Origin of the sequence: Frondihabitans sucicola, assembly GCF_030296615.1 — a bacterium.
Taxonomy (GTDB): Bacteria; Actinomycetota; Actinomycetes; order Actinomycetales; family Microbacteriaceae; genus Frondihabitans; species Frondihabitans sucicola.
Map to the genome: position 1 here is coordinate 2,686,026 of NZ_AP027732.1, position 18,341 is coordinate 2,704,366.

13 protein-coding genes and 4 pseudogenes are annotated in these 18,341 nt (G+C 70.2%); 1 reads left to right on the top strand and 16 read right to left on the bottom strand.

What is annotated here, in order from left to right; all coding sequences use genetic code 11:
• Window positions 1–36 precede the first annotated feature (36 nt).
• From QUE79_RS13835 to metK, 11 genes and pseudogenes are all read right to left on the bottom strand, one after another.
• Window positions 37–744: a Trp biosynthesis-associated membrane protein gene (locus tag QUE79_RS13835; protein ID WP_286343608.1), complete on the bottom strand. Its 708-nt coding sequence runs from the start codon at window positions 742–744 to the stop codon at window positions 37–39.
• Entirely contained in the window at window positions 744–2,312 is a 1,569-nt protein-coding gene (locus QUE79_RS13840) for an anthranilate synthase component I (RefSeq protein ID WP_286343609.1), read from the bottom strand. Before QUE79_RS13840 ends, QUE79_RS13835 begins: the two co-directional genes overlap by 1 nt.
• Window positions 2,305–2,682, bottom strand: a complete 378-nt coding sequence (hisI, locus tag QUE79_RS13845; RefSeq protein ID WP_286343610.1) for a phosphoribosyl-AMP cyclohydrolase — start codon at window positions 2,680–2,682, stop codon at window positions 2,305–2,307. Before hisI ends, QUE79_RS13840 begins: the two co-directional genes overlap by 8 nt.
• A gap of 14 nt (window positions 2,683–2,696) precedes the next feature.
• A complete protein-coding gene (gene hisF / locus QUE79_RS13850; protein WP_286343611.1) occupies window positions 2,697–3,509 on the bottom strand; it encodes an imidazole glycerol phosphate synthase subunit HisF in 813 nt (270 codons plus the stop codon).
• A gap of 3 nt (window positions 3,510–3,512) precedes the next feature.
• A pseudogene (hisG, locus tag QUE79_RS13855) lies at window positions 3,513–4,351 on the bottom strand (ATP phosphoribosyltransferase).
• A gap of 56 nt (window positions 4,352–4,407) precedes the next feature.
• Window positions 4,408–4,671, bottom strand: coding sequence for a phosphoribosyl-ATP diphosphatase (locus QUE79_RS13860; protein WP_286343612.1), 264 nt, complete (start codon window positions 4,669–4,671; stop codon window positions 4,408–4,410).
• 10 nt (window positions 4,672–4,681) lie between these two features.
• Window positions 4,682–5,344: a ribulose-phosphate 3-epimerase gene (gene rpe / locus QUE79_RS13865; RefSeq protein ID WP_286343613.1), complete on the bottom strand. Its 663-nt coding sequence runs from the start codon at window positions 5,342–5,344 to the stop codon at window positions 4,682–4,684.
• A gap of 96 nt (window positions 5,345–5,440) precedes the next feature.
• Window positions 5,441–6,820 carry an RsmB/NOP family class I SAM-dependent RNA methyltransferase gene (locus QUE79_RS13870; protein WP_286343614.1) on the bottom strand — a complete coding sequence of 460 codons (1,380 nt, stop codon included), beginning with the start codon at window positions 6,818–6,820 and terminating at the stop codon, window positions 5,441–5,443.
• Window positions 6,817–7,758 (bottom strand): methionyl-tRNA formyltransferase, encoded by a 942-nt coding sequence (fmt, locus tag QUE79_RS13875; protein WP_286343615.1) that lies wholly within the window; start codon window positions 7,756–7,758, stop codon window positions 6,817–6,819. The genes QUE79_RS13870 and fmt overlap by 4 nt, the downstream gene beginning before the upstream one ends.
• 17 nt (window positions 7,759–7,775) lie before the next feature.
• A complete protein-coding gene (locus tag QUE79_RS13880) occupies window positions 7,776–9,815 on the bottom strand; it encodes a primosomal protein N' family DNA-binding protein (protein WP_286343616.1) in 2,040 nt (679 codons plus the stop codon).
• Between the two features lie 7 nt (window positions 9,816–9,822).
• The gene (gene metK / locus QUE79_RS13885) at window positions 9,823–11,040 is read right to left on the bottom strand and encodes a methionine adenosyltransferase (protein WP_286343617.1); all 1,218 of its coding nucleotides are present in this window, start codon (window positions 11,038–11,040) and stop codon (window positions 9,823–9,825) included.
• Window positions 11,041–11,177: 137 nt separating this feature from the next.
• Here metK and QUE79_RS13890 point away from each other — a divergent pair, with 137 nt between their 5' ends.
• A complete protein-coding gene (locus QUE79_RS13890) occupies window positions 11,178–11,750 on the top strand; it encodes a GNAT family N-acetyltransferase (RefSeq protein WP_286343618.1) in 573 nt (190 codons plus the stop codon).
• Between the two features lie 143 nt (window positions 11,751–11,893).
• Here the strand turns inward: QUE79_RS13890 and rpoZ are convergent, their stop codons facing one another.
• The 5 genes and pseudogenes from rpoZ to carA all read right to left on the bottom strand — a co-directional run bounded on the left by rpoZ (window position 11,894) and on the right by carA (window position 18,328).
• Window positions 11,894–12,160 carry a DNA-directed RNA polymerase subunit omega gene (gene rpoZ / locus QUE79_RS13895; RefSeq protein ID WP_286343619.1) on the bottom strand — a complete coding sequence of 89 codons (267 nt, stop codon included), beginning with the start codon at window positions 12,158–12,160 and terminating at the stop codon, window positions 11,894–11,896.
• Between the two features lie 8 nt (window positions 12,161–12,168).
• Window positions 12,169–13,078 (bottom strand): annotated as a pseudogene (gene gmk, locus QUE79_RS13900) (guanylate kinase); the annotation flags it as partial.
• Window positions 13,079–13,088: 10 nt separating this feature from the next.
• On the bottom strand, window positions 13,089–13,928 hold the full coding sequence (gene pyrF / locus QUE79_RS13905) for an orotidine-5'-phosphate decarboxylase (protein ID WP_286343620.1): 840 nt from the start codon (window positions 13,926–13,928) through the stop codon (window positions 13,089–13,091).
• Window positions 13,925–17,196 (bottom strand): annotated as a pseudogene (gene carB / locus QUE79_RS13910) (carbamoyl-phosphate synthase large subunit). The gene pyrF and the pseudogene carB overlap by 4 nt, the downstream one beginning before the upstream one ends.
• Window positions 17,196–18,328, bottom strand: a pseudogene (gene carA, locus QUE79_RS13915) (glutamine-hydrolyzing carbamoyl-phosphate synthase small subunit). Before carA ends, carB begins: the two co-directional pseudogenes overlap by 1 nt.
• Window positions 18,329–18,341 lie beyond the last annotated feature (13 nt).

Consider the following 18,341-nt stretch of genomic DNA (forward strand, 5'->3'; position numbering starts at 1 on the left):
GTGCTCCTTGAAATGCTTGGGGATTCGCGCCCCACTCTATCGGTTGTCGTCAGGCTCTCGGGCCTCGGCCGCGCGGGACAGGCCCTGATCCGCCTCGGTGGGAACGTCGTCGGGGCTCGCGCCGCCGCGCTCGGTCGCCCGCGTGGGCTCGGGATCGACCTCGGTCGGGTCGATGCCGGTGGTGAGGGTGTCCCAGGTGGCCACGGGGTCGGCCGGCGCGTTCGGATCGACGACTCGGATGGCCTGGTACCGCCGGGTCGACGCCGGCCAACGCTTCGACGTGACGATGACGAAGACGCCGAGCACGGCCAGGGCGACTCCGGCGACGAGCGAGACCCAGGGCCACGCGGTGAGCGAGTGGGTCAGCACGATGCCTTTGACCGACTCCTTGCCGTCGACGCCGGTCACCTTCGTGATGGCGGTGGCCGAGGAGCCGATCGGGTCGGAGACCGCGAGCACCGCCGAGAGGACGATGGAGCCGCCGAGGACGAACGCCAGGGCCCCCAGGATCACGCGGAACACCGGCCCGGCGATCGTGATCGCCCCGAACAGCGCCAGGCCCGCGAACGACAGAGCCGAGAGGGCCGGGGCAGCCTGGCTGCCCGCTGCGGCAACGGAGACGGTTCCGCCCTGGGGCGACGACGCGTGAATCTGGATCCAGGTCTGCGTGTACGTGAGCAGGCCGATTCCGGCGAGGGCGAGACCACCCAGGATCGAGAGGAGCTTGATCGCTCGAGGTGACATCAGTGCAGCTCTCTCATCGCGTTGGCAACCGCGACGGCTCGAAGCGGGGCGGCGGCCTTGTTGCGGGCCTCCAGGTTTTCGGCAGCGGGGTCGGAGTCGGCGACGAGGCCGGCACCGGCCTGCACCCGGGCGATGCCCGGTTGAAGCAGGACGGTGCGGATCGCGATGGCGACATCGGCCGAGCCTGCGAAGTCGAAGTACCCCACCACTCCCCCGTAGACACCGCGGTTGGCGGGCTCGAGAGCGTCGATGATCTCGAGGGCCCGTGGTTTGGGCGCGCCGGACAGCGTGCCGGCGGGGAAGGTGGCGCGGAACGCGTCGATGGCGTTCTTGCCGGGCGCGAGGTCGCCTTCGACGCTCGAGACGAGGTGCATGATGTGGCTGAAGCGCTCGACGTGCATGAACTCGGTCACCTCGACGCTGCCCGGGAGACAGACCTTGAGGAGGTCGTTTCGCGCGAGGTCGACGAGCATCAGGTGCTCGGCGCGCTCCTTGGCGTCGTGCTCGAGGCTGGTGGCGAGGGCGAGGTCTTCTTCGGGCGTGGCGCCTCGCGGCTTCGATCCTGCGATCGGATGGGAGTAGACGCGGGTGCCGTCGACCTTGACCAGCGCCTCGGGGCTGGAGCCCACGATCTGGTAGGGCGAGCCCGCGGTGTCTTCGAGGCTCACCAGGTACATGTACGGGCTCGGGTTGAGCGTGCGCAGAACCCGGTAGACGTCGATGGCCGGAGCCGTCAGCTCGTGGTCGAAGCGCTGCGAGATGACGACCTGGAAGACGTCGCCGTCGTGGATGTGTTGCTTGGAGCGCAGGATCGCGTCGGCATACTCCTGATCGGTCGTGCGGCGCACCGGCGCGGGCTCGAGCGAGAGGTCGACCTCGGCGAGGAAGGCCTCGCTCGGCTGCGCGAGACGCGACTGCAGCGCGTCGAGTTGAGCCTGCGCGCGCTCCCACAGGGCGTCGGCCTCGTCGGTGCCGTCGTTCAGCGCCGTCGCCACGAGAAGCGCGGAGCCGTTGCGGTGGTCGAGGACCACGAGCTCGGACACGAAGCTGAGGGCCTGACCCGGCACGTCGAACTCGACCGCAGGCGCGGCAGGAAGGTGCTCGAGCTCTCGGACGGCGTCCCAGCCGATGAAGCCGACGAGGCCGCCGGTGAGCGGCGGATAGCCCGGGATGGTCGGGGTCTTCCAGCGGGTGTGGAGAGCGGAGAGGACGTCGAGCGGAGCGCCCTGCGCGTCGCCGAACGCGCGCTCGGCACCGATGCCGTAGTCGATCCAGGCGGTCTCGCGGGAGGATCCTGCGCCCGTCGTCGTGAGCACTCCGAAGGAGGAGACGCCGACGAACGAGTAGCGCGACCAGATGCCGCCCTGCTCGGCGGACTCGAGCAGGAAGGTGCCGGGGCGACCGTCGGCCAGCTTCCGGTAGATGCCGACCGGCGTCTCGCCGTCGGCGTACAGACTGCGGATCACGGGAACGACGCGGTGGCCGTCGAGGAGGGCGTCGAACTCGGCGCGCGTGGTCGTCGAGGGCTCGCCCGACGTCGCGGAGGCCTTCGTGGCCGTGTCAGTCATGGGACGACCCGATCGCGGGCAGCAGCGGGTCGACGTCGAAGCAGGCGTGGGCGCCGGTGTGGCAGGCCGCGCCGATCTGCTCGACGGTGACGAGGAGGGTGTCGGCATCGCAGTCGAAGGCAGCGCCTCGAACGTACTGGCGGTGGCCGGAGGTGTCGCCCTTGCGCCAGTACTCGTGCCGCGACCGCGACCAGAACGTGACGCGGCCCTCGGTGAGGGTGCGGCGGAGCGCCTCGGCGTCCATCCATCCCATCATCAGGACGTCTTTGGTCGACTCCTCCTGGATGATCGCGGGAAGGAGTCCTTTCGCGTCGAACGCCGCGCGCTCGACGACCGACTCGACGTTGTCGCGGGTGAGCTGCTCGGTCATGGGAGTCCTCCTGGTCAGCGGACCGTGGCGCCGGATTCGGCGAGAGCCCGTTTGACGTCGCCGATGGTCAGCTCTCCATTGTGGAACACCGATGCTGCGAGCACAGCATCCGCGCCCGCCGCGATGGCCGGAGCGAAGTGATCGACGGCTCCCGCACCGCCCGAGGCGATCACCGGGACGCTGCTGTTCTCGCGCATGAGCGCCACGAGCTCGAGGTCGAAACCCTGCTTCGTGCCGTCGGCGTCGATCGAGTTGACGAGCAGCTCTCCTGCGCCGCGCTCGATGGCCTCGCGCGCCCAGGCGACGGCGTCGAGGTCGGTCTCGGTGCGGCCGCCGTGAGTGGTGACCACGAAGCCGGACGGGGTCGCGGCAGAACGCTTGACGTCGAGGCTGAGCACCAGGGCCTGCGCGCCGAAGCGATCGGCGATCTCGCCGAGGAGCTCGGGTCGCGCGATGGCCGCCGAATTGACGCCGATCTTGTCGGCACCCGCGGCTTGGAGCCGGGCGACGTCGTCGGTCGAACGGACGCCGCCGCCGACCGTCAGCGGGATGAACACCTGCTCGGCCGTAGCGCGGACGACGTCGTACATCGTCGCGCGGCCTTCGACCGTGGCGGTGACGTCGAGGAACGTGACCTCGTCGGCGCCCTGCTCGTAATAGGTGCGGGCCAGCTCGACCGGGTCGCCGGCGTCGCGGAGATTCAAGAAGTTGACGCCCTTGACGACGCGGCCGGCGGCGACGTCCAGGCACGGGATGACGCGGACGGCGAGGTGGGAGTCGTGTGCCCGCGCACCCGCTCCCTCTGCTGCATCAAGTGCTTTGCTCATGTCTCAGAGCCGCGCGGCGTGGATGGGCGTGACGATGATCGCCCGCGCGCCGAGCTCGTACAGGCTGTCCATGATCTGGTTCGTGTCGTGACGCGACACCATGACCCGGATGGCGGCCCACTCGGGGTCGTGCAGCGGCGAGACGGTGGGCGATTCGAAACCCGGCGCGATCCTGGTCGCCTCGTCGAGGAGCCTGACGGGCAGGTCGTAGTCCATCAGCACGTACTGGCGGGCGACGAGCACCCCTGCAGGCGGCGCTGCAGCACGTCGAGCCCGGCCGGTTCGCCGTTCGACGAGATGAGCACAGCCGTGGAGCGCAGGATCACGGGGCCGAAGATCTCGAGCCCGGCCGCCCTCAGCGTGGTGCCGGTCTCGACCACGTCGGCGATGGCGTCGGCGACGCCGAGTTGCACCGCGCTCTCGACGGCGCCGTCGAGCGACACGAGATCGGCGTGGACACCGTGCTCTTCGAGGAATGCCCCGACCAGACCGGCGTAGCTGGTGGCCACGCGCACGCCCTCGAGGTCACGGAGGTCGGCGTACTTTCCGGCTGGGCCGGCGAAGCGGAAGGTCGACGAACCGAAGTCGAGCGGGGCGACCTCGACGGCGCTGGAGCCCGAGTCGAGCAGGAGGTCACGACCCGTGATGCCGACGTCGAGGGCGCCGGAGCCGACGTACGTGGCGATATCGCGCGGGCGGAGGTAGAAGAACTCGACGTCGTTGCGCTCGTCGGCGAGGTAGAGCGACTTGGGGTCGCGACGGCCGGTGTAGCCGGCCTCGAGGAGCATCTGGCCGGCGGTCTCGCTGAGGGAGCCCTTGTTGGGCACTGCGACGCGGAGCATGAGGGGTTACCGATTCTGTTGGGTCTCGCTCTGACGGGAAACGGAGGGTTTCAGAGTCACAGATGTCGGTAGATGTCAGCCGGGGTCAGACCCTTGGCGATCATCATGACCTGCAGGTGGTAGAGCAGCTGGGAGATCTCTTCGGCGGTGGCGACGTCGCCCTCGTACTCGGCGGCCATCCAGACCTCGGCGGCCTCCTCGACGATCTTCTTGCCGATCTGGTGGACGCCGGCGTCGAGCTCCTTCACCGTGCCGGAGCCCTCGGGGCGCGACGCGGCCTTGGCCGAGAGCTCTACGAACAGGTCGTCGAAGGATTTCACGGTGACTAGGCTACCCGGCTCGCAGCGGCCCGAAGTGCCGCGATCCGGTCGACGGGTTCGGGGTGCCGCCCTTGCCGTACACGGAGGAGCCCGCGACGATCGTGTCTGCGCCGTTCTCGACGGCGGTGACGATGGTCTCGAGGGTGATACCGCCGTCGACCTCGAGCCAGACGTCGCGGCCGGAGGCGTCGATGGCCTCGCGAGCGGCGCGCAGTTTCGGCATGGTGTCTTCGATGAAGGACTGACCGCCGAAGCCCGGTTCGACGGTCATCACCAGGATCATGTCGATCTCGTCGAGCAGGTCGAGCCAGGGTTCGATCGCCGTGTCGGGTTTGACGGCCACGGCAGCACGGGATCCTGCGCCCCTGATCGCGCGCGCGAGGGTCGTCGGGTCGCCCGCCGCCTCACCGGAGAACGTCACAGAGAACGCTCCCGTCTCGGCGTAGAGGGGAGCCCAGCGGTCGGGGTCGTCGATCATCAGGTGGACGTCGAGCGGCAGCGGGCTGACCTCTTGGATGCGCTGCACGATCGGGAGGCCCAGGGTCAGGTTGGGGACGAAGTGGTTGTCCATCACGTCGACGTGTACGAGGTCGGCCGTGTCGATACGGTGGAGGTCGCGCTCGAGGTTGACGAAGTCGGCCGAGAGGATGCTGGGGCTGATGCGAACGGGCACCGTGCAAGCCTAGCGGGGTCGCCGGAAGCGCTGACGATCCTCGGGTTCACCGTCGATCCGCGTGCGCGCCTGGATCGGCGCTGCGTGACCGGATCGTCAGGGGCGCTTGCGGAGGAGCGAGATGAACATCGCGTCGGTGCCGTGCCGATGCGGCCAGAGCTGCGCGAACGGGCCCGGCCCGAGGTCGAGGGGCGCCGTCGAGATGGCTTCGAGCGTGGAGGGAGCGTCGAGGACGTCGATGTCGGCCCCGCCGTCGCGCGCCCAGCGCTTGAGGCCCGACTCGACGATGGCGCGGGTCTCGGCGGTGTGCGGTGAGCAGGTCACGTAGGCCAGGGTCCCGCCGGGGGCGAGGGCTTCGAGGGCCGCTGCGAACAGGGTCGCCTGCAGGCCGGTGAGCTGCGCCACGTCGCGGGGCTGCTTGCGCCAGCGTGCCTCCGGTCGGCGACGCAGTGCGCCGAGGCCGGTGCAGGGGGCGTCGAGGAGGATGCGGTCGTACGCTTCGGGCTCGGACGCGCCGATCAGCGTGGCGTCGCCCTGGCGCACGGTCACGCCGTCGGCCACGGCCGTCAGCGCCTTCTGCACGAGACCGACGCGCGCGGGCACGAGCTCGTTGGCCACCAGCGTCGCGCCGCCCGCAGCCGCCTCGGCGGCGAGCAGCGCAGCCTTTCCGCCCGGTCCGGCGCACATGTCGAGCCAGCGCTCCCCCGCCCGGATCGGCGCGACTCGCGACAGCGCCAGAGCAGCCAGCTGCGAACCTTCATCTTGAACTCGAACCTTAGACTCAGCGACCAGAGGCAGCGAAGCGGGGTCACCGCTCGGGGCGGTGATCGCGACGGGCGAGAAGCGACCAGGATCGGCCGAGGGGAGGTCGGAGGGGTCGGCCAACCCGGGCAGCGCCACGAGGCTCACCCTCGGTGGCTCGTTGTCGGCGGCCAGCAGTGCGTCGAGCTCGTCGGCACGGCCCTCCACGGCGAGGGCACCGCGGAAGGCGCGGATCACCCACTCCGGGTGGGAGTACTCGGCGGCGAGACGATCGTCGGCGCTGGTCGTGCCGTCGAGGACCCGGGCGCGCCACTCGTCGGGCGTCGAGCGCGAGATGGTGCGGAGGACGCCGTTCACGAACCCGGTGCCGGAGCGGCTGCCGACCTCGCGCGCCTGCGAGACCGACTCGTCGACGGCGGCGTGCGCGGCGACCCGTGTGGCGAGGAGCTGGTGACTGGCGAGGCGGAGGACGTCTAGCAGGGCTGGGTCGATCTGGGTGACCGGACGCCGGGCGGCCAGGGCGATGACGCGGTCGTAGTAACCGGACAGGCGGAGGGTGCCGTAGGTGAGCTCGGTGGCGAGGCCGGCGTCTTGCGGGCTGAGACGCGCGCGGACGATGCGCTGTGGGAGCAGCAGGTTGGCGTAGGCGTCGTCGTGCTCGACGGCCCGGAGGACGTCGAGGGCGACGCGCCGCGCCGGCTGGACGCCGCTCACGACGCGGCCCCGGCGACGTCCACGGTCAGCCCCTCTCGGTCGGGGATCCCCCGCAGCCAGTCGCCGGCTGCCATGGGCGTCTTGCCGGCCGGCTGCACCGTCACGACCTCGAGCGGAGTCGTCGCCGTGCCGATCAGCACGCGCTTGCCGTCGAGCACGATGCGCCCGGCCGGCAGAGCATCGGACCCCGTGTCGGGGCGCCGCAGCTCGAGGAGCTTGAGACGGGCGCCGGCGACGCTGGTGAACGCGCCGGGCTCGGGGGTGACGCCGCGGTAGCGGTTGTACGCCGCGGGAGCCGGCCCGCTGAAGTCGAGAAGGCCGTCGTCGAGCGTGAGCTTCGGGGCCAGGGTGACGTCGCCGTCCTGCGGGCGGGCCGTCGCTTCGCCCGCGGCGAGCTGGTCGACGACGCGCGACAGCAGCAGGGCCCCCGAGATCGCGAGCTCGCCGAGCAGGAAGCCCGAGGTCTCGTCGCCCTGCAGCGGCTTGGTGATCTGCCCGAAGACGTCGCCGGCGTCGAGCTCGGGCACGAGCTGGAAGACCGCGGCGCCCGTCTCCTGGTCACCGGCGATGAGCGCGCTCTGAACGGGCGCTGCGCCGCGCCAGCGCGGGAGCAGGGAGAAGTGGAGGTTGATCCATCCGAGGCGCGGCGAGGAGAGGAGAGGCTCGCGCAGGAGGGCTCCGTACGCGACGATGACTCCGAGATCGGCGCCGCTCTCGGCGATGACCCGGGTGACCCGGTCGTCGATCCTGCGCGTCTTGATCACGGGGAGGCCCAGCTCGTCGGCGGCGACCGCGACCGGGGTCGGAGTCAGCACGCGCTTGCGGCCCTGCGGCGTGTCGTCGCGTGTGAGCACGCTGACGATCTCGTGCTCGCTCGCGGCGAGGGCACGGAGGGACGGGACAGCGGCAGCGGGGCTGCCGGCGAAGACGAGACGCACAGGCGGGGGCTTTCGGATCAGTCGGCGAACGGTTCGACGTCGTCGAACCGCACCTTGAGTGTAGGGACGGCGCGTCGCTGATTCGAACCGCGAGGATCGCCCGGGATGCGCCGACGGTCGGTTGCGGCGCGGATGACGCGGCCCCGCAGCGTGGCCGCCACGTCGTGGCCGGCGGCGTAGTCGAAGCGGACGATGGCGCGCACCGTGCCGTCGTCGGTGTCGACCGGCCCCAAGGTCTCTGATCGGATCTCGTCGGGAAGGTCGTCGAGCGCCTTCACGACGGTGTCGGTCTTACCCGTGACAGTGGCCACACGGATCGCCGGCGGGAAGCGCAGGTGGCGGCGGTCGGCGAGCTCGGCCCCGGCGAAGCGGGCGAGATTCCAGGTGGCCAACGCCGAGGCGAGGGCGCCACCCACGCCGACCAGGAACACGGGAGCACGGTGCGCGGCGAGAGCGGTGGCGTTCGCCCACCACCGAAGGCAGTCTTCGGCGACGCGGAGGCTCTCGCGGGCGAGCATGCGCTCGCCGTCGAGCAGCAGGACGGCGCGGTACCCGCCCGGTGCTATCGGCTCGGCACCGCGCGTGGCCACGACGATCGCCGACTCGCCGTCGACGTGCAGGATCGGGCGCGACCCGTCGGACACGACCACCTTCACGCCCGGGAAGGCCCGGCCCAGCTCGTCGGCCGTGCGGCCCGCGCCGGTGCCGACGGTCCGCATCATCGTGTTCTCGCAGGTGGTGCAGTGCCAGCCGACGGCCAACGCTCCGCACCAGGCGCAGGCGGGCGTCGCGGCCGCGTTCTTCTTCTGCAGCGGCCCGGAGCAGCGCAGACAGCGCGCCGTGTCGCCGCACTCGGTGCAGGCGAGCCTCGGCGCGTAGCCCGGATGCGCGACCTGGACCAGCACGGGCCCGAACTCGACGGCGGCCTTCGCCTCGGTCCAGGCGCTCGACGGGATGCGCGCGTTCGCCGCGAAGCCCTCGCGCGACCCCTGCTGAGTCGTCGGGATGACCCGCGGCTGATAGCGAGGGTCGGGCGAGACCTCGGTCAGCCAGCCGATCTCGACGAGGCGCTGCACGTCGGTGCTGCGGGCGTGGCCCGCGAAGACCAGTGCCGGCTTCTGCTGCTCGTAGCGGAGCAGTGCGGTGTCGCGGGCGTGCACGTACGGGCTGAGAGGTTCGGAGAAGAGGGGATCGCCGTCGTCCCAGACCGCGATCAGACCGAGCCTGGTCGAGGGCGCGAGAAGGACCGATCGGTTGCCGACGAGGACGAGCGGCTCGTCTCCCCGCGCCCGCAGCAGTGCGCGGTAGCGGTCGGGGTTCGACTGCCTCGAGTCGAGCCGCAGGATCTGGCGTGCGTCGACGACAGCTTCGAGCGCGGCCACGAGCTGCTCCTGATCGCGGTAGTCGGGGACGGCCAGGATCGCGTTGGTGCCGTCGGCCAGGGCGACGGCGGCGAGTTCGGCGAGGGTGACGGCCCACTGGCCGACCCAGCGCCTCTCGGCCTCGGCAGCGGCGTCGGGGGAATCGGGCAGCTCGACGACGAGCGGCAGCGCATCGAGGGCGAGGCGCGCCCGGGCGCGGACGGCGCCGGCGAGATCGTGCGAGCGGTAACCCGCGACCGGACCGACCGCCGCGTGTCGCGGTGACGGTGCGTCCCCGTGGGCCGTGGCCTCGCCGTCGGAATCGGCTTCTCGCGCCGCCAGCCACGCCTTCTCGACCCGGACCTGGCGCGTGGGGACGGCCAGACGGAGCACGTCGCTCGCCGAACCCCCGGCGCGGTCGGCCAGAGCCCTGGCCAGTCGCCAGACCTCGGGGGCGAGCACAGGGACGGTCGAGAGGAGGTCTTCGATCTCGCTGAGGGAGCCTTCGTGCTCGCTCGCGTCGACGACCTCGATCACGAAGCCGTCGGTCATCCGGCCGGCGGAGCGCAGCGGAACCTTGACGCGCATGCCCGGACCGACGAGCCCGCGCAGCCGCTCGGGCACGGCGTAGTCGAACAGCCGGTCGAGCTGCGGCAGAGGTGTGTCGACCAACACCCTCGCGACGGCAAGGGGCATGGGGCTGCTACAGCCCGGCAGCCGCGCGGAGAGCGTCGACCCGGTCGAGCTTCTCCCAGGTGAAGTCGGGGAGGTCGCGGCCGAAGTGACCGTAGGTCGAGGTCTGACCGTAGATCGGGCGCAGGAGGTCGAGGTCGCGGATGATGGCGGCCGGGCGGAGGTCGAAGACGGCCGTGACCGCATCGATGATGACCTCGTCGGCGACGTGGCCGGTGCCGAAGGTCTCGACGTACAGCCCGACGGGGGCGGAGCGGCCGATCGCGTAGGCGATCTGAAGCTCGAGGCGCTCGGCGAAACCGGCGGCGACGGCGTTCTTGGCGACCCAGCGCATGGCGTAGGCGGCCGAGCGGTCGACCTTCGAGGGGTCCTTGCCCGAGAAGGCGCCGCCGCCATGGCGCGAGGCACCGCCGTAGGTGTCGACGATGATCTTCCGGCCGGTGAGCCCCGCGTCGCCCTGCGGCCCGCCGATCTCGAAGCGGCCGGTGGGGTTGATGATGAACTTCGTCTCGGAGAAGTCGAGGTCGAGCCCCGCCGCCTCTTCGCGGAGCACAGGCGTGATGATGTGTTCGACGACCTCGCGCTCGAGCTGTTCCATCGACACGCTCGGCGAGTGCTGCGTGGACAGGACGACGGTGTCGACGGTCTTCGGGGTGTACCCGTCGTAGCCGACCGTGACCTGGGTCTTGCCGTCAGGCCGCAGGTACGAGAGCACGCCCTCTTTGCGCACGGCGGTGAGGCGCTCGGCGAGGCGGTGCGCTAACCACACCGGGAGCGGCATGAGCTGAGGAGTCTCTGTGGTGGCGAAGCCGAACATGATGCCCTGGTCGCCGGCGCCCTGGCGGTCGAGGACGTCGTCGGCGCTCTGACCGGTGCGCGCCTCGAGCGCCACGTCGACGCCCTGGGCGATATCGGGAGACTGCGAGCCGATGGACACCTCGACACCGCAGGTGCGGCCGTCGAAGCTCACCGAGGAGTCGTTGTAGCCGATGCCGGTGATGAGGTCGCGGACGATGGTGGGGATGTCGACGTAGCCGGTGGTGGTGACTTCTCCGGCGACGTGGACGAGGCCCGTGGTGACCAGGGTCTCGACCGCGACGCGGCTGTGCGGGTCGACGGTCAGGAGGGCGTCGAGGATGCGGTCGGAGATCTGGTCGCAGATCTTGTCGGGGTGCCCCTCGGTCACGGATTCGGACGTGAAGAGGCGGAGGCCGCTGGAAGAAGTCACAGAGTTCCTAGGGGAGAGAGTCATGCAGTGGGGCGCCGCTGACTGGTGCGAAAAGCGGCCTCATCACTCTAGCGCCGGACCACCGACACTCCCCGGACTGCCGTAATACGGGGACAGCCGCCCGCTAGCGTCGACCTGTGGAGACCGTGAACCTCGCGACCGACCGGCTGCTGCTCCGGCCGCCGATCGATGGCGACGTCGATGCCGTCTATCTCGCCTGCCAGGACCTCGAGCTGCAGCGGCGCGTGCCGGTGCCCGTGCCGTACACGCGGGAAGCCGCCGCGTCGTTCGTGCACGACCACGCGCGGCGGGGATGGGAGAGCGGCACGGTCGTGACCTGGGCGCTCGAGCGCGACGGGGTGTTCGCGGGCGTGGTCGCTCTGGACGTGCACGCGGGCCGACGCGGGAGCATCGGCTTCTGGCTCGCGCCGGAGCACCGCGGTGTCGGCCTCGTGCTCGAGGCGTCGAGGGCGGCGATCGACTTCGCATTCGCTCCGCAGCCGAACGGGCTGGGGCTCGTGCGCGTCGAGTGGCGCGCCTTCTCTGGCAACTTCGCCTCGGCGCGCGTCGCGCAGCGCCTGGGATTCCGGTTCGAGGGGATCGCACGGCTCGGAGCCGTGGGGCGCGCCGGTCTCGAAGACGATTGGATCGCCGGTCGACTCGCCACGGACGATCCTGCGCCTCGGCCCTGGCCGGTCCTGCCCGCCTGACCGGGAGAACACCGCCGGACGCGGGAATGCCGGCCACGGAAACGCCGGCGACGGAAACGCCGGACGTGGAAACACGGTCGCACACGAAAACAGCGCTCGACCACGTCGTGACGTGGTCGAGCGCTGAAGAAGCGGTCGGGGACCTACTCGGGGACGACCTCGAGAGGCTTGGCCGTCAGCTTGTCTTCGTTGATCTCGTGCATGGCGACCGAGAGGGGCTTGTCGTCGATCGTCGAGTCGACCAGGGGGCCGACGTTGTCGAACAGCGAACCCTCGTGGAGGTCGGCGTAGTAGTCGTTGATCTGGCGGGCCCGCTTGGACGCGAAGATCACGAGCGCGTACTTGGATTCGACCTTCGAGAGAAGATCGTCGATGGGCGGGTCGATGATGCCCTTGGTTCTGTCGGCCATAGTGCCTCCTAAAGTCGTTGCCGCCGCGCAGCAGGCTGCGAAGCGGGCATTGTCATCAAGTCTACGACCTCTTGGGCCGCTTCGCTGACGTCGTTGTTGACGACCTTGACGTCGAACTCGTCCTGGGCGGCGAGTTCGACCTTCGCGGTCTCGAGCCGACGCTGCTGCTCGGTCTTGTCTTCGGTGCCGCGGCCGATGAGCCGGCGCACGAGTTCTTCCCAGGTGGGGGAAGCAGGAAGACGAGCACGGCCTCCGGCATGACTGCGCGGACCTGCCTGGCGCCCTGGAGATCGATCTCGAGCAGGACGGAGCGCCCCTTGTCGAGCGCGGCGTCGATGGGCGGCCGGGGGTTCCGTAGCGATACGAGTTGTGGACGACGGCCCACTCGAGCAGGTCGTGCTCCCGGATCATCTTGTCGAACTCGTCGTCGTCGACGAAGTAGTAGTGGACCCCGTCGATCTCGCCCGGGCGCGGCTTGCGCGTGGTGGCGGAGATCGAGAGGTGGACGTCGGGGTAGTTCTCGCGGATGTAGCTCGAGACCGTGCCCTTCCCGACTGCGGTCGGGCCGGCCAGCACGACGAGGCGCGACTTCAGACGCCCCTTGGCCTCGCGCTGCGACAGCCAGTCGCCGAGGACGACGCGCTGCCGGACGCCGAGGCCGCCGACCCGTTTGGACTCGGCGATGCCGAGTGTCTCCATGATGCGGGTGACGCGGGTCGGGCCGATGCCCGGGATGCTCGTGAGGAGCTCGCGTACCCGCAGCGTGGCCTCCGGGGCGGCCGCCTCGGTCGCCTCGGCGACCCAGCCGGTCTCGGCCACGTCGAGGGCGGTGCGCTTTCGCTCGGCCACATCGCGCTTGACCTCGGCGCGTGCGCGGCGCGCGGCGACGGCGGCCTTGGCCGCGGCCGCTCGGTCGACGGGGGCGGTGTCATGCGAGGCATGCGGTCACCTCGCCCGAGGCCCGGCGGATCGACTCGGCGACGCCGGACGGTCCGGCCGACAGGATCGATCGCGAGGCCGACACGAGGACGCTGCCGGAGGCGGCGCCGAACAGCCGCCGGATGTCGGAGAACTGCGCTCCCTGAGCGCCGAAACCGGGTGCCAGGATCGGCGTCGACCGGAGGGTTCCGACGTCGATGCCGTGGTCGGCCAGGTCGACCGTCGCCCCCAGGACGAGGCCGACGGAGCCCATCCCCTGGTCGGAAGGGGAATTGTCGGCGAGCACGCCTTCGACGATACCCGCGGCCACGGTCGATCCGGTCTGGAGAATCGCGGTCTGGGTGAGGCGCGCCTCGCGGTTCGACGTCGCAGCGAGCACGAACACGCCTCGACCGGCGGCCCGGGCGGTCGCGATGAAACCCGCGTCGGCCCCGAGCCCCTGGTAGGCGACGGCCGTGGCGGCGTCGACCCGCAGCGGCGAGTCGTCGGAGAACCAGGCGTCGCCGTAGCTGTCCATCGTCGTGCCGATGTCGCCGCGCTTGGCGTCACCGAGAACGAGGAGGTCGGTCTCGCGAGCCGCCGCCAGGACGTCCTCGAGCGCCGCGAAACCGGCGGAGCCGTAGCGCTCGTAGAAGGCGACCTGCGGCTTGACGATCGGTGCATGACCCGTCGCCGCCTCGACGACGCGCAGCCCGAAGTCGCGGGCGCCGGCGGCCGTCGCGGGCAGGCCCCACTCCCCCAGCAGGTAGGGGTGCGGGTCGATACCGACGCACAGCTGGCCGTACCGCGAGAACGCGGCTTCCAGACGGGTTCCGAACGCTGCGGTCACCGCTTCGCTTCTCGCTCGAGCGCATAGTCTTGTAGGCTCGTCACGTCGTAGCCGGTGTGGATGACCTCGATCGACGCCACGGCCGCGGCGAGCTGCGCCATCGTGGTGAACAGCGCCTTGTCGGCGGCGACGGTCGCGGCACGGATCTCGTACCCGTCGGCACGACCCGACGACCCGGACGGAGTGTTGATCACGATGTCGACCTCGTCGCGGTTGATCAGGTCGACGACGGATTCGCCGCCCTCGGAGAACTTGCCGACGATCCTGGTCGTGATGCCGTTGCGGATCAGCACCGTCGCGGTTCCCGAGGTCGCGATGATCTCGAAGCCGAGTTGCTGGAGGCGCAGGACCGGCAGGACGATAGCGCGCTTGTCGCGGTCGGCGACGCTCACGAAGACCACGCCCGAGAGGAAGCCCGCCGTACGCCGCGGTCTGACTCTTGGCGAAGGCCCGCGGGAAGTCGCGGTCGATGCCCATCACCTCGCCGGTCGAGCGCATCTCGGGGCTGAGCACGCTGTCGACGACCTGGCCCTCCTTGGTGCGGAAGCGCTTGAAGGGCAGGACGGCCTCCTTGACGGAGATCGGAGAGTCGAGCGGGACGTCGGAGCCGTCGAGCTCGGGTAGGAGGCCCTCGGCGACGAGGTCGCGCACGGTCGCGCCGACCATGATGCGCGAGGCGGCCTTGGCGAGCGGGATGCCGAGCGCCTTCGACACGAAGGGTACTGTGCGGCTGGCGCGCGGGTTGGCCTCGAGGACGTAGAGGACCCCGGCGGCGATGGCGAACTGCACGTTGAGCAGACCGCGCACGCCGATGCCCTCGGCGATGGCGAGTGTCGCCTCGCGGACCCGGTCGATCTCGCCCTTGCCGAGGCTGACCGGCGGCAGCGTGCAGCTGGAGTCGCCGGAGTGGATTCCGGCCTCTTCGATGTGCTCCATGATGCCGCCGACGTAGAGCTCGGTGCCGTCGTACAGGGCGTCGACGTCGATCTCGACGGCGTCGTCCAGGAACCTGTCGACCAGCAGGGGCTGGCCAGGGCCGATGATGGCCTGGTCGCGGACCCGGTCGAAGTAGTCGGCGAGGAGCTCGGACGAGTAGACGATCTCCATGCCCCGGCCGCCCAGCACGTACGACGGGCGGACCAGCACCGGGTAGCCGATCTCTTCGGCGACCGCGACGGCCGACGCGTAGTCGGTTCCGGTGCCGTTCCGCGGGGCGAGGAGGCCGCCCTGCTCGAGGATCTTCGAGAAGAGACCGCGCTCCTCGGCCGAGTCGATGGCGTCGGGGGTGGTGCCGAGGATCGGCACGCCTGCCGCCTCGAGCCCCTTGGCCAGGCCCAGGGCGGTCTGGCCGCCGAGCTGCACGACGACGCCGACGAGCTCGCCCGAGGCGCTCTCGGCGTGGACCACCTCGAGGACGTCCTCGAGGGTCAGCGGCTCGAAGTAGAGGCGATCGCTGGTGTCGTAGTCGGTCGAGACCGTCTCGGGATTGCAGTTGATCATGATCGTCTCGAAGCCCGCGTCGGAGAGGGCGAACGACGCGTGGACGCAGGAGTAGTCGAACTCGACGCCCTGCCCGATGCGGTTCGGACCGGAGCCCAGGATGATCACCTTCCGGCGATCCGAGGGTGCCACCTCGGTCTCGAAGTCGTACGACGAGTAGTGGTACGGCGTCTGCGCCGGGAACTCGCCCGCGCAGGTGTCGACGGTCTTGTAGACCGGACGGAGGCCGAGGTAATGGCGGTGGTCGCGGATGTCGTGCTCGAGCCGACCGCGGAGCTGAGCGATCTGGGCGTCGCTGAACCCGTGGTCCTTCGCCTCCTGCATGATCTCGAAGGAGAGCTCGTCGGCGTTCTTGACGGTGTCGGCGACCTCGTTGATCAGAACGATCTGGTCGATGTACCAGGGGTCGATCTTGGTGGCCTCGAACACCTGCTCGGCCGTGGCGCCGGCGCGAAGCGCCTGCTGCACCGTCACGATCCTGCCGTCCGTCGGGATCGCCGACAGGGCGAGCAGCTCGTCGACGTCGCCGGGCCGTCCTTCCCAGTGGAAGCTCGAGCCGCGCTTCTCGAGCGACCGGAGCGACTTCTGCAGGGCCTGCGTGAAGTTGCGGCCGATGGCCATCGCCTCGCCGACGCTCTTCATCGTGGTGGTGAGGGTGGTGTCGGCCGCCGGGAACTTCTCGAACGCGAAGCGCGGAACCTTCACGACGACGTAGTCGAGGGTCGGCTCGAACGACGCCGGCGTCACCTTCGTGATGTCGTTCTTGATCTCGTCGAGGCGATAGCCGATGGCCAGCTTCGCGGCGATCTTCGCGATCGGGAAGCCGGTCGCCTTGGAGGCGAGCGCGCTGGATCGGGAGACGCGCGGGTTCATCTCGATGACGATGATCCTGCCGTCTGCCGGGTCGATCGCGAACTGGATGTTGCAGCCGCCCGTGTCGACGCCGACGCGGCGGATGATGTCGATGCCGATGTCGCGGAGCTTCTGGTACTCGCGGTCGGTGAGGGTCAAAGCCGGCGCCACGGTGATCGAGTCGCCCGTGTGGACCCCGACCGGATCGAAGTTCTCGATGGAGCAGATGACGACGGTGTTGTCGGCCGTGTCGCGCATCAGCTCGAGCTCGTACTCTTTCCAGCCGGTGATGCTCTCTTCGAGCAGGACCTCGCTGGTCGGGCTGGAGTGCAGGCCGTCGCCGACCATGCGCAGGAGCTCTTCTGGCGTGTGCGCGAAGCCGGAGCCGAGGCCGCCCATGGTGAACGAGGGGCGGACGACGAGCGGGTAGCCGAGGTCGTCGGCGAATGCCAGCGCTTCGTCGAGGTGGTGGGCGATGTGCGACCGGGCGACGTCGGCGCCCGACTCGATCACCAGCTCTTTGAACATCTGGCGGTCTTCGCCGCGCTGGATGGCCTCGACCTTCGCGCCGATCAGCTCGACGCCGTGCTTCGCGAGGATGCCGGCCTCGTCGAGCGCGATCGCCGCGTTGAGAGCGGTCTGACCGCCGAGCGTCGGCAGGACGGCGTCGGGTCGCTCTTTGACGATGATCGACTCGAGCACCTCGGAGGTGATCGGCTCGATGTAGGTCGCGTCGGCGAAGTCGGGGTCGGTCATGATCGTGGCCGGGTTCGGGTTCACCAGGATCACGCGCACCCTCTTCGCGGAGGACTCGGCAGGCCTGCGTGCCGGAGTAGTCGAACTCGGCCGCCTGGCCGATGACGATCGGCCCGGAGCCGATGACGAGGACGGAGTTGATGTCTTGACGCTTGGGCATTACGCGGAGGCTCCGTTGCGGCTGATGACGAGTTCTCTGAACCGGTCGAAGAGGTGTTTGCTGTCGTGTGGTCCGGCGGCCGCCTCGGGGTGGTACTGCACCGAGAAGGCCGGGATGTCGAGGGCGCGGAGCCCCTCCACGACGTTGTCGTTCAGGGAGAAGTGGCTCACTTCGACGCGTCCGAAGCCGGCCGGGGAGTCGAGCACGCCGTCGACGGGCGCGTCGACCGCGAAGCCGTGGTTCTGGCTCGTGATCTCGACGGTGCCGGTGGTTTTGTCCCACACCGGCTGGTTGATGCCGCGGTGGCCGAACGGCAGCTTGTAGGTGCCGAAGCCGAGCGCCCGCCCGAGGAGCTGGTTGCCGAAGCAGATGCCGAAGAACGGCGTGCCTTCGCGCAGGGCGCCCTGGAGCAGTTCGACCTGGGCGTCGGACGCCGCAGGATCGCCGGGCCCGTTCGAGTAGAAGAGGGCGTCGGCTCCGATCGCGCGCAGCTCGTCCGCCGAGATCGACTGCGGCACGACGATGACGTCGAAGCCCCGCTGGGCCAGGTAGCGCAGGGTCGACGTCTTCACGCCGAGATCGAGGACGACGACGGATCCGATCCGCTCCCCTCGGCCGGGAGGTCGTAGCGCTCGAGGGTCGAGACCTCGCTGGAGAGGTTGCGGCCGCGCATGTCGGGGCCGGCCTTGACGGCGTCGAGCAGCTCGTCGTCGGGGAGCAGCGCGGCGGCGCCGGAGAAGATGCCGGCGCGCATGGAGCCGGTGTCGCGGAGACGCCGGGTGATGGCACGGGTGTCGACGCCACGGATGCCGACGACGCCGTCGCGGGTCAGTTGGTCGTCGAGGCTGCCCTGCGCGCGGAAGTTGGACACGATGCGGCTGGCGTCGCGGACGACGTAGCCGGCGACCCAGATGCGGCTCGACTCGGGGTCTTCGTCGTTGACGCCGGTGTTGCCGATGTGCGGCGCCGTCATGACGACGATCTGGCCGGCGTAGGACGGGTCGGTGAGGGTCTCCTGGTAGCCGGTCATCCCGGTTGCGAAGACGGCCTCGCCGAGGGTGCGGCCGGTTGCGCCGTACGGGCGACCGACGAAACGGCTTCCGTCTTCGAGAACCAGGACGGCTCTGTTCACGGGGGTGCGTCTG

Coding starts and splice junctions, on each gene's coding strand:
- QUE79_RS13835 (WP_286343608.1), bottom strand. CDS start 744: ATGTCACCTCGAGCGATCAAGCTCCTCTCGATCCTGGGTGGTCTCGCC.
- QUE79_RS13840 (WP_286343609.1), bottom strand. CDS start 2,312: ATGACTGACACGGCCACGAAGGCCTCCGCGACGTCGGGCGAGCCCTCG.
- hisF (WP_286343611.1), bottom strand. CDS start 3,509: ATGAGCAAAGCACTTGATGCAGCAGAGGGAGCGGGTGCGCGGGCACAC.
- QUE79_RS13880 (WP_286343616.1), bottom strand. CDS start 9,815: ATGCCCCTTGCCGTCGCGAGGGTGTTGGTCGACACACCTCTGCCGCAG.
- rpoZ (WP_286343619.1), bottom strand. CDS start 12,160: ATGGCCGACAGAACCAAGGGCATCATCGACCCGCCCATCGACGATCTT.
- hisI (WP_286343610.1), bottom strand. CDS start 2,682: ATGACCGAGCAGCTCACCCGCGACAACGTCGAGTCGGTCGTCGAGCGC.